Origin of the sequence: Neptunomonas sp. (assembly GCF_041601355.1) — a bacterium.
Lineage (GTDB): Bacteria > Pseudomonadota > Gammaproteobacteria > Pseudomonadales > Balneatricaceae > Neptunomonas.
The window spans coordinates 1-11,676 of record NZ_JBFIIH010000016.1 but is presented as its reverse complement, the minus strand read 5'-3'; the positions used below and the strand labels follow the sequence as shown (position 1 = coordinate 11,676).

The window sequence follows — 11,676 nt, the reverse complement described above, 5'->3', positions numbered from 1 at the left end:
AATTTTCTCCTGCTTTTCCATATTTGTCATTAGGCAGCGTCTAATATGCAAACAGACATGCTGCTTGCCCCTTAATGAAAAATATTATCACCTTGCTGGTCGATCATCAGTTTGGCTTTGCGAAATGTTTCCTGAGTGCATAGTTCCGGGGTAGGGAGGACATCTGCCCGAATAAAGATATGTTCACGCACACCTTGATCCTCACGCTTACGGATCAGCCCGTTAACACGATACTGTGACCCTTCTGCTGCCGGTGTGGCAATTATGATGAAGCCCTTATATTCTTCCTCAGCAGCAGGGCTTGCCTCTGATGTGCTTCCCTGAGAAGTACGAAATATACTCAAAAGTGATGTTAATAAACCCATTATCGCTCCTGTTTTATACTAGTTATTGATATTAGGCGGTTAAGCTCACTAAACGGATGCGCAAAGCGTCATAAAACTTAAATAGTAATCGACTAGTACAATCTTATCTGTCTGCTATGCTGATGTGTATGATAAAAGTTGTTCATCAGAGATTAAGGATGTTTAAATCGACTCAATCCCTATTTTATCGGAATCGTTGCCTGGTTGTTGTTTTTACAGCACTCGGGTTACTTTTTGCAAGCACAGTTAAAGCCGATTCCGGGCTTAAACCCGTTACGCTTCAATTACAATGGCACCATCAGTTTCAATTTGCCGGTTATTATGCAGCGTTAGCTAAAGGGTTCTACGAAGAGGCTGGGCTGGAAGTTACTATCAAAGATGGTGGCTATGACAATAATGGCCGTGCCATTTTGCCCGAGGCCGAGGTGCTTTTTAATCGGGCGCAATTCGGCTCTACCCGCACAGACCTGTTAATCAATCACAGCCAGGGAGTACCTTTCGTTGTACTGGCGAACATTATGCAGCACTCGCCTTTCATCTTTTTAACAACAGACCAATATGACTTTAAGCGTCTGGAAGATATCGGCACGCAGCGTCCTATCTCATTAAACTTACCAGGTAGTGGGGATCAGCGGATAGATGCAGAAGCGATCGCCGCCTTAAAGGTTGCTGGTGTCAATTTAACAGAACTCAACAACCATTTTCCTACATGGGAATTAGATGATCTGTTAGCCGGACATACTCAGCTCGCTCCGGCTTACAGTACTGATGAACCCTATTTTGTTAAAAAAGCCGGACAGCTTCCTGTGGTTATTCAGCCCAGAGACTATGGTATTGATTTTTACGGTGACCTGCTTTTTACTCGTCAGAGTATGCTCGACAAGCAGCCGGAGACAGTAAAAAAATTCCGTACAGCCAGTATAAAAGGCTGGAAGTATGCGATGGAGCATACTGACGAGATTGCCGAATTGATTCTGAAAAATTATACGACCCGTAATGAGGCTTACGATAAGGACTTTCTTATTTATGAAGCTGAAAAAATCAAAGAGTTAATGAATTCAGATGTGATTGAAATCGGCTATATCAACAAAGAACGATGGCAGAAAATTGCAGAGATTTATCGGTCATTAGGCTTGATCAGCGACGTCAACCTGGATAGTTTTCTTTATCATTCTGAACGAGAGAATCAGTGGGAAAACTATAAACACTGGCTTCAATTACTCATCATCCCCTTTCTGGTAGCGGCAGGTATTATCTGGTATCTCTTTTCTCTGACGACGGCATTAAAGCGAGAGATAAAAAAACGTCAGGAAGCCGAAAAGACCCTGAAAAACCAAGCTGAACTTGATAGCTTAACGGGTATTAGCAACCGCTATGTATTTCAGCAGAACCTGGAAAAAGAGTTTGCCAGGGCACGTCGGTACCAGCAGCCTTTCTCTTTGATGATTATGGATATTGATCTGTTTAAAGAGGTAAATGATAATTACGGGCATCAGGCAGGGGATGAAGTATTACGATCATTAGCAAGAGTGACTAAAGATTTATTACGCAACAGTGATCTGTTTGCCCGGTATGGCGGCGAAGAGTTTGTCGTGCTGCTACCCAGCACCTCACTGAGTGAAACGCTGTGCCTGGCAAAACGCATTCTCCATACAAATCGCCATAACGCAGTGGTATATAACGATTTAAATATTCGCTACACCATTAGTATCGGCGTTACAGAGATCCTCGATTCCGATACAACAGTGGAAGATGTTTTTAAGCGCAGCGATGATCTTCTTTATGATGCAAAAGATGCAGGACGAGATTGCATCAGGTTAGGTAGTGCAAGTAGCGCCTAATATCTGATCGGTAGCGGTGCACGGGTTTTAACGGCACGTATCGCAAAATTACTTTGGATATCCTTAACAACTGATAGACGTTGTAGTGTTTTTAACCATGCTTCGTAACTGAGAAGGTCCGAGACAACGACCTCTAAGCGATAGTCAGATGCGCCAGAAACAACAAAGCAGCTGATTACATTATTCATTTCTAAAATAGCCTGTTCAAATTGTACACTGGCTTCATCGCGGTGATTATCAAGGCTGACATCAACAAAAATAGTCATTCCCAAGCCGATCTGCTGACGATCCAGAGCCGCATAATATCCAGTAATAACGCCCTCATCTTCGAGTTTTTTGACTCTGCGTAAGCAAGGCGATGGCGATAATCCAATCTTATCCGCCAATTCAACATTGGTGAGTCGCCCGTCATGCTGGAGTAGCGCGGCTATTTTCAAATCCATTTTATCCATTATTGATATGATCCTAATATTTTAATAATTATATTGGCATTATATGCTAATTTTTATCTAAAAAGAGGCAAAGTTAGCAAGGACATGCGCCGCAGGAATTCACGATAATAGTGTTTTGATAGTAAAGAGCACATCATGACTACATACGCGATCAAGCGCTACTCCGGTATCTCGCCTAATCAGGGGGGCGTTATAGCCGCACTGGTTACCATACTCATCTGGGCAAGCTGGTTGATCTCTATGAAAATAGGGGTGGGGTCGCAACTTTCAACAATCGATCTGGCGGTCTTGCGCTATGGCTTCACCGGATTAGTCCTATTCCCTGTTTTTATTAAAGCCCTGCCTCGCATCAGAAAAACACCTAAACGTTACCTGTCAGGCATTGTGTTTGGTGCGGGTCTGCCATTTTTTTATCTATCATCGTTGGGAATGCATTATGCGCCTGTAGCGGATGCAGGTTTATTGATTACCGGAACATTTCCGCTGTTTGTCAGCTTTGCCGCCGTGGCTTTCTACCGGGAAAAGCTCACACAGCAACGTGCCTGGGGATTGGTATTGATTCTGGTGGGTGTTGTTGCAATATTGTATCTGACTGCGCTCAACACAGGTCTGAACGCAGGCGTGGATCATTGGAAAGGCGATATCATCTTTCTTTGCGCCAGCGCTTCATGGGCGCTGTTTACCGTAAGCCTTAAACTATCAGGATTACGCCCTTGGGATGCCGCTGCGTGGCTATGTGTATCCTCAGCGGGCATCTTGCTGGCGGGCTTATTGTCGGGAATATGGGAGATCACTATTATGACAGCACCGTTTGAACAAACGCTCTATCAAATATTTGTGCAAGTGCTGTGTGTCGGCTTAATTACCGGATTCAGTTATGGGTTTGCGGTGCGCCAATTAGGCGCTGAAAAAACGTCGGCGATTGGTGCACTAACACCAGTACTGGCCGTATTAGCCGGTCTATATCTGTTAGGCGAACCCGTTCAGCTGGCTGCATGGCTAGGGCTTGGGTTTATTACCGGGGGTGTGCTGCTGGCAAGTGGTGTCAGGTTGCGAAAGCACTCCTTATATTAAGCCTTAGGAGACAGATGCTTCACAATGAGCTGAGAAGGGGATAAATCATGTTTATCTGCCAGCATCAGCAATAGATCATGCGCTTCTTCAGTCAGTTTGATGACATGATCTGCTTTGTGGGCTTTGGTTTGCTCTAAAGCCTGGGCTAATTTATCAGCGTATTTTTGGTCTAACCATTCGTCACACCACTCACGGACCTCTTTTATGTTAGTTGAGCATTTACGCCAGGCTTTCAGTGCTTTGAGGTGTTTTTTCGATGTCTTTGACGAAGCACCTTGTTGATCTAAAGGAAATTTATCATCTTTGCTTAGCTGTACATCAATCCATTGAATAACAGTGGTTAAATCACTTTTCTTTATTTTCATCGGTAGGGCTCTCGGTCAGAATGTTAAGATAGGGGCGCATTGTCACAAAAAAGCTTGCTGTGTAATGTTAAATTTTTATGACATTACACTATTAATAAACTATCAGTCACCCTAGCTGTTTAAGTGTTTCGGCTTGTTGGGCTATCCGATCGACACACTGATTAAACAATTGCAGCTCCTCATCGGTTAACACCGACAGCAAATAACGTTCACGGGCTGTCACCAATGGCACTATCTTAAGATAAATCTGTTTACCCTGTTCTGAGAGTGAAACACTGGAAAAGCGGCGGTCATTACTGTCTGTTTTTTGGCACAACAGGCCAGATTGTTTAAGCGCCGAGATGGCTCGACTCACTTGCATTTTTTCCATGCTGGTGAATTTGGCTATCTCTTTCGCGGACATCTGTGCATTTTCGCCCAATGCCGCCATCACACGCCACTCCTGAGGGCTTAAATTGAAACGCCCTGAATATAGCTGTGCGATCACCTCGCTCACGGACGAATTAAGCATGGCCAGCCGATAAGGAAAAAAATCACTTAACTGCAATGCATCTGAGGGTTCGAGTGCTGCTTTTTGTGACGATTCTGCAAGAGTCATAACATCTTAGGGGTTGCTTAAAGAAAAATCTATTTTAGGACGTTAATAGTAAAATAACAATTTCCTTAGAAGAATGAATCGGCTATTTGATTTTAAATCTTTATTTAACATATGGTTAGGTCGGGAATAACTTTTTTGACATTGGTAACCAATGTTACTATTATGGGTTCTATATCAACAATAAACACATGTTTACCCGAGGGCACAGTCATGATTAAAATTGAACAGATCCATCACGTCGCATATCGCTGTAACGATGCAAAAGAAACCGTTGAGTTCTATCAGAATATGCTCAATATGGAATTTTTAGTAGCCATCGCAGAAGATCTTGTGCCTTCGACAAAAGAACCAGATCCCTACATGCATCTGTTTATGGATGCCGGGAATGGTAACATTCTCGCGTTCTTTGAATTACCGACTAAGCCGAAAATGGATCGTGACCGTATGACTCCTGAATGGGTGCAACATATTGCTTTTCGTGTAGAAAGCGAAGCGGCATTGATGGAAGCAAAAGCCGATCTGGAAGCTAAAGGGCTCGACGTATTAGGCCCAACCAATCACGGTGTTATTAAGTCGATCTACTTCTTTGATCCGAATGGCCATCGTCTTGAGTTGACCTGTCTGACGGGCAGCGATGAGCAAATGAAAGAGTTAAAAAGAGTCGCACCCTTGATGTTAGAAGAATGGTCTCGCACCAAAAAAGCACCTAAGCATGCGGCCTGGATGCACGAAGAAGAGTTTTCTTCAAAATAGACTCCTGACATTTATGTGTGAAAAGATATGCGAAAGCCAGTGGCTGGCTTTCGTTTTTGTTGTTTCAGATAGGCAGAACAAGAGTTGAGAATTAATCATATGAATAAGCTAAATGAAACCCACGACCTTACATTAAAAAGCTGGGTCAGCAGTGCGAATCAGGCGAATAGTGACTTTCCTATTCAGAACCTGCCCTTTGCTATTTTTCGTCGTGCAGGCTCAAACGAAGCTTTTCGTGGCGGCGTAGCGATTGGCGATCAGGTTGTCGATATGGCCTGCGTTGCTGAAAACAAGCTTTTCTCTGGCGACGCTGCCCTTGCTGCGCGGGCATGTACACAACCGACGCTGAATCAGTTTATGGGTATGGGTTCTGCTTATGCTTCCGCATTGCGTTTGGCGCTATCTCGTGCACTAAGAGAAGGTGCTGATAAATCATTAGAAAGCTGCTTAGTTGCGCAGTCTGATATCGAATTCGAATTGCCGGCTACCATTGGTGACTACACCGATTTTTACACCTCGATTCACCATGCCACCAGCGTCGGTAAATTGTTCCGTCCCGATAACCCGTTACTGCCGAATTACAAATGGGTACCGATTGGCTATCACGGTCGTTCATCCTCGATTGGCGTATCTGGCCAGACCTTCCATCGTCCGCTAGGACAAACCAAAGCACCTGATGCTGCAGTCCCGTCGCTAGGCCCCTGTAAACGGTTGGACTATGAGCTTGAGCTGGGGATCTATATAGGTCAGGGTAACGAGATGGGTGATGCCATTGCGTTGGATGATAGTGATGACCACGTATTCGGCTTTTGCCTGTTTAACGATTGGTCTGCGCGTGATCTTCAGGCATGGGAATATCAGCCGCTGGGTCCGTTTCTGGCAAAAAACTTTGCGTCGACGGTTTCTCCGTGGATTGTCACGCTCGAAGCGATGGCACCGTACCGGACGCCCTGGACACGCGATGCTGCTGATCCTCAGCCGTTGCCCTATCTGGAATCTGAAACCAACCGCCAGCAGGGTGCTTTTGATATCAAGCTGGAAGTGCTTATCCAGACCGAGAAAATGCGTAATGAAAAGCAACAAGCCAAGTCTGTTTCATTATCTAACTTCTCTTATTCCTACTGGACCGTTGCGCAGTTGGTGGCGCATCACACCGTGAATGGTTGTAACCTTAAACCCGGTGATTTCTTCGGTAGTGGCACGCAGTCTGGCCCTGAGCCTGAGCAAGCGGGTTCCATGCTGGAGCTATCTTGCGGCGGAAAAGAAGCCATTGACCTGGGTAACGGCGAAAGCCGAACCTTCCTTAATGATGGCGATACGGTTGTACTCAAAGGCTGGTGTCAGAAAGAAGGGGCCGCACGCATCGGTTTTGGTGAAGTGAGTAGTACCGTTCTTCCGGCAAAAATCTAGCAGCATATAACGCTTAAATAGAGCCCGCTGGTAAATAGCACATCTAGAAAGGACATCTGGAGAGGGCTCATTTAGAAAGGGCTCATGTAGAACTGGCGCTTTTAGAAAGCACCTCAAGTTAGCCAGACGCTAGCTTGAGGTGTTGCTCTTTTTTACGGATATTTTTTACGGTCGTAGTGACGGATTAATCTACTAAGTGACGGTTATGGAAAGCAAACGCCGTATTAAACGCAACTTCCTGGAACTGTTTCAGGCCCGTGTCTTTAAACGAAATAGTCATCGGATTTTGTTTCATGATTTTTTTGATTTCCGGCGCCGTCATAATCACAACATCCAGCTCATCTATCAATTGAAGCGCCGCTTCCATTTTAAATCCGAGTGCGCCTCCGGCAAACTTACCTTTCATCGGAGCTTGATTGATAATCACTTTTTCTACTTTATAGTCGGCCATCAGTTTATTAAAACTAAACTGGAAATCCTTTAAACTCTGGCGGTCATTGCTATCAACCATAGTAATGCGGCTTGTCCTGCAGTCAGGTATATCAAACAACCCATCGGACAACGACAGCAGGCAGACAATCGCTTCATTGTTTTTAAACTCAACACCACACACTCTCATGACAAACCCCGCTATTTTAGACGATGCGCATTATAACGCTAAAGTTTCATGTAGCACTAAGAATGCAGCACATATATGAATAAAAATCTATTTTTTCCGGTTTCGTGATAACCCATCTTTCAATCTTTTAATGTCCTTAGCCATATTCTTAAGTCGCTCAGGTGTCAGAATCCAGCAAAGCTTGCTTGCGGGGACTCATGCGTCAGTGAATAATGGGTCTTTATGCTTTTAATCGGATGCCATCTATGACCGTTGTATTTGAAGAACTGGATTATCAGGAAACTCCATTGGGCGTCATCAGTCTGAGGCGCCGATCCGAGCCAAGGTTGAATAATCAAATTCTGTATGAAATAAAATTAGATGACGAGTTTCTGATGTCGAGCTTGTTTACCGAAGCAGAAATTCAACTATCAAAGATTTGTCTTGCTGCGTTACAAGGGGATGAGCTGGATGTAATTGTCGGTGGGCTTGGCTTAGGTTACACAGCCAAGGCGGCATTAGAGCACGCCAGCGTTCGCTCACTAAAAGTGGTTGATGTCATGGCGCCGGTCATCGACTGGCATCAGCGTGGCTTGGTTCCACTGGGAAAAGCGCTGAGCGCAGACCCGCGTTGCACACTGATACATGCCGACTTTTTTGATGTCGCCACCTCCAAAACAAAAGGCTTCGATGGTCTGCCGTATCAAGAGAGCGCACCTCACCCACAAGTACATGCGGTGTTATTGGATATTGATCACTCCCCCGGTTATTGGTTGAACCCCGGAAACAGTGCTTTTTATACAGAGCAGGGCTTACGTGATCTATCTGAAAAAATTCTTTCAGGAGGGATATTTGGTTTATGGTCAGACGAGCCACCAGCAGCAGATTTTATGGCGTTACTTGATCGTATTTTTGAGTCTTGTGAATCGCATGTAGTTAGCTTTCCGAATCCTTACCTGGGAAAAGACTCAACCAATACGGTTTATTTAGCACGCAAAGCTTAATAGGTAATGAAAAGTGAGAGGCTAGTAAGTTTCTCCTTTTTCCCGGCATGACTGAAGCCTGATAGTGGTGGCTCTTCAAGATATTTATCTTAAGGAGTGCTAAGCGATGCAGCGGGAAAAAAATACAGATCCGGAAAACTCAAAAATTTACCTGGTTGGAGGAGGCCTGGCTTCTCTTGCAAGCGCCGTGTATCTCATCAACGATGCTTATGTGCCGGCTAATAATATTCATATCTTAGAGCAAAATACGACGTTAGGAGGCGCACTGGATGGTTGTGGTGACCCCGATAACGGCTTTGTTATCCGTGGTGGCCGCATGCATGAAAAACATTTTGTATGCTACTGGGACTTGTTATCACATATCCCATCTTATGATGATCCTGCTATTTCTGTCACCGACGAATCATTTGAGTTTAATGCCCGATATGTTACTCATGCCCAGGCCCGGTTGCTGAAAAGTGGCAAACGGATGGATGTTTCATCGTTCGGGCTCTCGTTAAAACACCAGGCAGATTTACTCAAACTGACCTTTGTATCAGAAGCCACCTTAAACAATGTGCGGATTGAGGATTGGTTCGAAGCATCTTTCTTTGAGACGAATTATTGGTATCTCTGGACCTCAATGTTTGCCTTCCAGAAATGGAGCAGTGTGGCCGCAATGAGGCGCTACATGAAACGCTTTATCCATTTGTTGGATGGGATGCCCACCTTGGGTGGCATCATGCGAACTCAGTACAACCAATATCACTCGGTGGTTATACCTCTGCAACGATATCTGCAACAAAGAGGGGTTAATTTTGAATTGCAGACGCAAGTCGTTGATATTGATTTTGAGCTTTTGCCCAGCCACAAAAAAGCGATAGCGATACATGCACGAGATAAAGATAAAAACCTGCAGCAGATCACCTTAGGTGCTGGTGATTATGTGTTCATTACTAATGGCTCCATTACCGAAAGCACTGATAATGGTTCGTGGAAAGATGCACCTGTCTTAAAAGATAAATCCAGTTCGGGTTCATGGATGTTATGGGAAAGCATAGCGAAGAAAGATAGCTCCTTTGGCAATCCTGGTGTTTTTTGTGACGATATCGATCGACAAAAATGGTATTCCTTTACCGTTACCCTCAAAGACCGCACGTTCAATGATTATATGGAAGATTTCAGTGGGAATTTAGCCGGCACGGGTGGATTGGTCACGATGACGGATTCAAACTGGCTGATGTCTATTGTTATTGCCCGTCAACCACACTTTCCAAATCAGCCTGGTGACGTCAGAATTTTTTGGGGCTATGGGCTATACCCTGATAAAAAAGGGAATTACGTCGATAAAAGAATGTCAGATTGTAATGGAGAAGAGATTCTTGAAGAGCTATGGGGACATTTGGGCATTAAGGATTTAATGACCCCCGTGGTAGAAGCCCAAAAAATTAACTGTATTCCCGTCGCCATGCCATTTATCGATAGTCTCTTTATGCCGTGTGCCAAGGGAGATCGCCCCGAGGTGTTGCCGGAGGGGGCTGTTAATTTTGCATTCCTCGGTCAGTTTGCCGAAGTACCAGAGGATTGCGTATTTACGGTCGAATATTCAGTGCGCAGTGCGCAAATGGCTGTTTATGGGTTATTCGAGACAGATAAGCAGGTATTGCCCGTATATGACGCTATTCATAATCCAGTCGTTTTAATAAAAGCGATGAAGGCCATTTGCCGATAATGAACAACGATTCAAGAATATACATGAAAAAAGTAGTCGCTTTAACCGCATTATTCATGGCTTTTACCGTAACCAGTGCTGCAGGCGATGTCAGCTTCCCGGTTGCCTCGGTTATTGATTGGAAGCATAAAAGTTTTTCCGGTAATACCGCCTACAGCGTTGTTTACGATGAACAGATGCAACGCGATGTTATTCTTGCCAACAGCAGCCAAACGGCATCAGGTTTGTTTTTCGAGAAGAAGATAGATCTGGATAAAACGCCGTTTCTTAACTGGTCGTGGCGGGTTGAAAAGTTTCCGGTGGTGGGTGATGAAAAAACAAAGGCCGGCGATGACTTTGCTGCACGCATCTATATTGTTGTGCAGGATGGCTGGACATTTTTAAGCACCAAAGCGATCAGTTATGTGTGGTCAAATCAATCACAAACTAATGATGTCTGGCCAAACCCGTTTACCAATGGCAGTGCAATGATGCTCACCGTCAGAGGCAGTGACGATAGCAACGGTTGGGTAACAGAAAAGCGCAATATTAAAGAAGACCTGCAACAGTTGTTTGGCAAAGAGTTTCGTTACATTGATGCCATCGCCATCATGACCGACACCGACAACTCCAAAAGTAGCGCGATTAGTTACTACTCAGATATTCGATTAACAGCAAAGTAAGTGGTCACTAACATACCCGCTTCTGTGGGTATTGTTTTACTGGCCAGGTCATATAAAAACATTTATATCTCTCGTTCAAGGAATCAGGTGTTTTCGCAGTAAACTCATATGTCGAAATTCTTTTGTTTATGTCGAAAAGCTATCAATTTTGGCAGTGCATGTCGATAAATGCACATTTTCTCTCCTACTTATTCTCACTATCTGAAGCCTTGCGCAGCACTATATCCAACATGTTGGCCGACAACAGCCTTCTTAAATATGCAAACAGGTAGGTCGGAACGGTAACGTAATAGCGCGCTTTTGGTTTTTTGGCTTCGAGTGCGTGGATTATTTTTTTCAGTACGGCATCAGGCCCTAACGTGAAAGGGTCCTTTCTATCAAGGTCGGGATCGGCCGCCAAGCGTTTTTCTACGGCTTCATAGGTCTGCTGGTGAGCACTGCCTTTTACGATGATATTTTGTTTAAACTTTTCATATGCGTTTTTTCGAAAGTCGCTGGTAATAGGCCCGGGCTCAACCAGTGAGACGAAAATACCGCTGCCATGTAGCTCTTGTCGTAGTGTATCGGTGAGGCCTTCCAGTGCAAACTTGCTGGCATTATAAGCCCCCCGGTACTTCATGGTGATTAGCCCCAGCACTGAGCTGTTTTGAATGATACGGCCATATCCCTGGCGTCGCATAAGCGGAATCAGTAAATTAGTCAGTTCCAATGTGCCGAACAGGTTGGTTTCAAACTGCTGTCGTAGTACATCGCGGGATAAATCTTCAACGGCACCTGGCTGGCCGTAAGCGCCATTATTGAAAAGGGCATAAAGATTGCCACCGGTTTGCTGTAGTGTCCAAT

At 44.7% G+C, this 11,676-nt stretch carries 13 protein-coding genes; 7 read left to right on the top strand and 6 right to left on the bottom strand.

Annotated elements, in window-relative coordinates; genetic code table 11:
* Positions 1 to 71: 71 nt before the first annotated feature.
* On the bottom strand, positions 72 to 365 hold the full coding sequence (locus tag ABY436_RS04355; protein WP_372737802.1) for an HlyU family transcriptional regulator: 294 nt from the start codon (positions 363 to 365) through the stop codon (positions 72 to 74).
* Between the two features lie 158 nt (positions 366 to 523).
* On the opposite strand from ABY436_RS04355, the gene ABY436_RS04350 reads away from it, so the two are divergent.
* Entirely contained in the window at positions 524 to 2,206 is a 1,683-nt protein-coding gene (locus ABY436_RS04350; protein ID WP_372737801.1) for a diguanylate cyclase, read from the top strand.
* Here ABY436_RS04350 and ABY436_RS04345 read toward each other — a convergent pair.
* Positions 2,203 to 2,658, bottom strand: coding sequence for an Lrp/AsnC family transcriptional regulator (locus tag ABY436_RS04345; RefSeq protein WP_372737800.1), 456 nt, complete (start codon positions 2,656 to 2,658; stop codon positions 2,203 to 2,205). The two genes, ABY436_RS04350 and ABY436_RS04345, sit on opposite strands and share 4 nt — an antisense overlap.
* Before the next feature lie 135 nt (positions 2,659 to 2,793).
* On the opposite strand from ABY436_RS04345, the gene ABY436_RS04340 reads away from it, so the two are divergent.
* Entirely contained in the window at positions 2,794 to 3,732 is a 939-nt protein-coding gene (locus ABY436_RS04340) for a DMT family transporter (protein ID WP_372737799.1), read from the top strand.
* Here ABY436_RS04340 and ABY436_RS04335 read toward each other — a convergent pair.
* Together ABY436_RS04335 and ABY436_RS04330 are read right to left on the bottom strand one after the other, a co-directional pair.
* Positions 3,729 to 4,097, bottom strand: a complete 369-nt coding sequence (locus ABY436_RS04335) for a hypothetical protein (protein WP_372737798.1) — start codon at positions 4,095 to 4,097, stop codon at positions 3,729 to 3,731. The genes ABY436_RS04340 and ABY436_RS04335 overlap by 4 nt on opposite strands.
* A gap of 106 nt (positions 4,098 to 4,203) precedes the next feature.
* On the bottom strand, positions 4,204 to 4,695 hold the full coding sequence (locus ABY436_RS04330) for a MarR family winged helix-turn-helix transcriptional regulator (RefSeq protein WP_372737797.1): 492 nt from the start codon (positions 4,693 to 4,695) through the stop codon (positions 4,204 to 4,206).
* Positions 4,696 to 4,905: 210 nt separating this feature from the next.
* Here ABY436_RS04330 and ABY436_RS04325 point away from each other — a divergent pair, with 210 nt between their 5' ends.
* Together ABY436_RS04325 and fahA are read left to right on the top strand one after the other, a co-directional pair.
* Positions 4,906 to 5,448 carry a VOC family protein gene (locus ABY436_RS04325; protein WP_372737796.1) on the top strand — a complete coding sequence of 181 codons (543 nt, stop codon included), beginning with the start codon at positions 4,906 to 4,908 and terminating at the stop codon, positions 5,446 to 5,448.
* 99 nt (positions 5,449 to 5,547) lie between these two features.
* Positions 5,548 to 6,858: a fumarylacetoacetase gene (gene fahA, locus ABY436_RS04320; RefSeq protein ID WP_372737795.1), complete on the top strand. Its 1,311-nt coding sequence runs from the start codon at positions 5,548 to 5,550 to the stop codon at positions 6,856 to 6,858.
* A gap of 184 nt (positions 6,859 to 7,042) precedes the next feature.
* Here fahA and ABY436_RS04315 read toward each other — a convergent pair whose 3' ends face one another.
* Entirely contained in the window at positions 7,043 to 7,477 is a 435-nt protein-coding gene (locus tag ABY436_RS04315) for a DUF3010 family protein (protein ID WP_090727147.1), read from the bottom strand.
* 245 nt (positions 7,478 to 7,722) lie between these two features.
* On the opposite strand from ABY436_RS04315, the gene ABY436_RS04310 reads away from it, so the two are divergent.
* The 3 genes from ABY436_RS04310 to ABY436_RS04300 all read left to right on the top strand — a co-directional run bounded on the left by ABY436_RS04310 (position 7,723) and on the right by ABY436_RS04300 (position 10,833).
* On the top strand, positions 7,723 to 8,460 hold the full coding sequence (locus ABY436_RS04310) for a spermidine synthase (protein ID WP_090727144.1): 738 nt from the start codon (positions 7,723 to 7,725) through the stop codon (positions 8,458 to 8,460).
* 106 nt (positions 8,461 to 8,566) lie between these two features.
* A complete protein-coding gene (locus tag ABY436_RS04305; RefSeq protein WP_372737794.1) occupies positions 8,567 to 10,171 on the top strand; it encodes an oleate hydratase in 1,605 nt (534 codons plus the stop codon).
* A 23-nt stretch (positions 10,172 to 10,194) separates the two neighbouring features.
* Entirely contained in the window at positions 10,195 to 10,833 is a 639-nt protein-coding gene (locus tag ABY436_RS04300) for a DUF3047 domain-containing protein (RefSeq protein WP_372737793.1), read from the top strand.
* Positions 10,834 to 11,017: 184 nt separating this feature from the next.
* On the opposite strand, the gene ABY436_RS04295 is transcribed toward ABY436_RS04300, so the two are convergent.
* On the bottom strand, positions 11,018 to 11,676 hold a 659-nt coding region (locus tag ABY436_RS04295; RefSeq protein ID WP_372737792.1), incomplete at its 5' end, for an SDR family NAD(P)-dependent oxidoreductase.

What these genes read in the sequence shown, in the direction of transcription:
- ABY436_RS04355 (WP_372737802.1), bottom strand. Translation starts at nt 365, where the DNA reads ATGGGTTTATTAACATCACTTTTGAGTATATTTCGTACTTCTCAGGGA.
- ABY436_RS04350 (WP_372737801.1), top strand. Translation starts at nt 524, where the DNA reads ATGTTTAAATCGACTCAATCCCTATTTTATCGGAATCGTTGCCTGGTT.
- ABY436_RS04345 (WP_372737800.1), bottom strand. Translation starts at nt 2,658, where the DNA reads ATGGATAAAATGGATTTGAAAATAGCCGCGCTACTCCAGCATGACGGG.
- ABY436_RS04340 (WP_372737799.1), top strand. Translation starts at nt 2,794, where the DNA reads ATGACTACATACGCGATCAAGCGCTACTCCGGTATCTCGCCTAATCAG.
- ABY436_RS04335 (WP_372737798.1), bottom strand. Translation starts at nt 4,097, where the DNA reads ATGAAAATAAAGAAAAGTGATTTAACCACTGTTATTCAATGGATTGAT.
- ABY436_RS04330 (WP_372737797.1), bottom strand. Translation starts at nt 4,695, where the DNA reads ATGACTCTTGCAGAATCGTCACAAAAAGCAGCACTCGAACCCTCAGAT.
- ABY436_RS04325 (WP_372737796.1), top strand. Translation starts at nt 4,906, where the DNA reads ATGATTAAAATTGAACAGATCCATCACGTCGCATATCGCTGTAACGAT.
- fahA (WP_372737795.1), top strand. Translation starts at nt 5,548, where the DNA reads ATGAATAAGCTAAATGAAACCCACGACCTTACATTAAAAAGCTGGGTC.
- ABY436_RS04315 (WP_090727147.1), bottom strand. Translation starts at nt 7,477, where the DNA reads ATGAGAGTGTGTGGTGTTGAGTTTAAAAACAATGAAGCGATTGTCTGC.
- ABY436_RS04310 (WP_090727144.1), top strand. Translation starts at nt 7,723, where the DNA reads ATGACCGTTGTATTTGAAGAACTGGATTATCAGGAAACTCCATTGGGC.
- ABY436_RS04305 (WP_372737794.1), top strand. Translation starts at nt 8,567, where the DNA reads ATGCAGCGGGAAAAAAATACAGATCCGGAAAACTCAAAAATTTACCTG.
- ABY436_RS04300 (WP_372737793.1), top strand. Translation starts at nt 10,195, where the DNA reads ATGAAAAAAGTAGTCGCTTTAACCGCATTATTCATGGCTTTTACCGTA.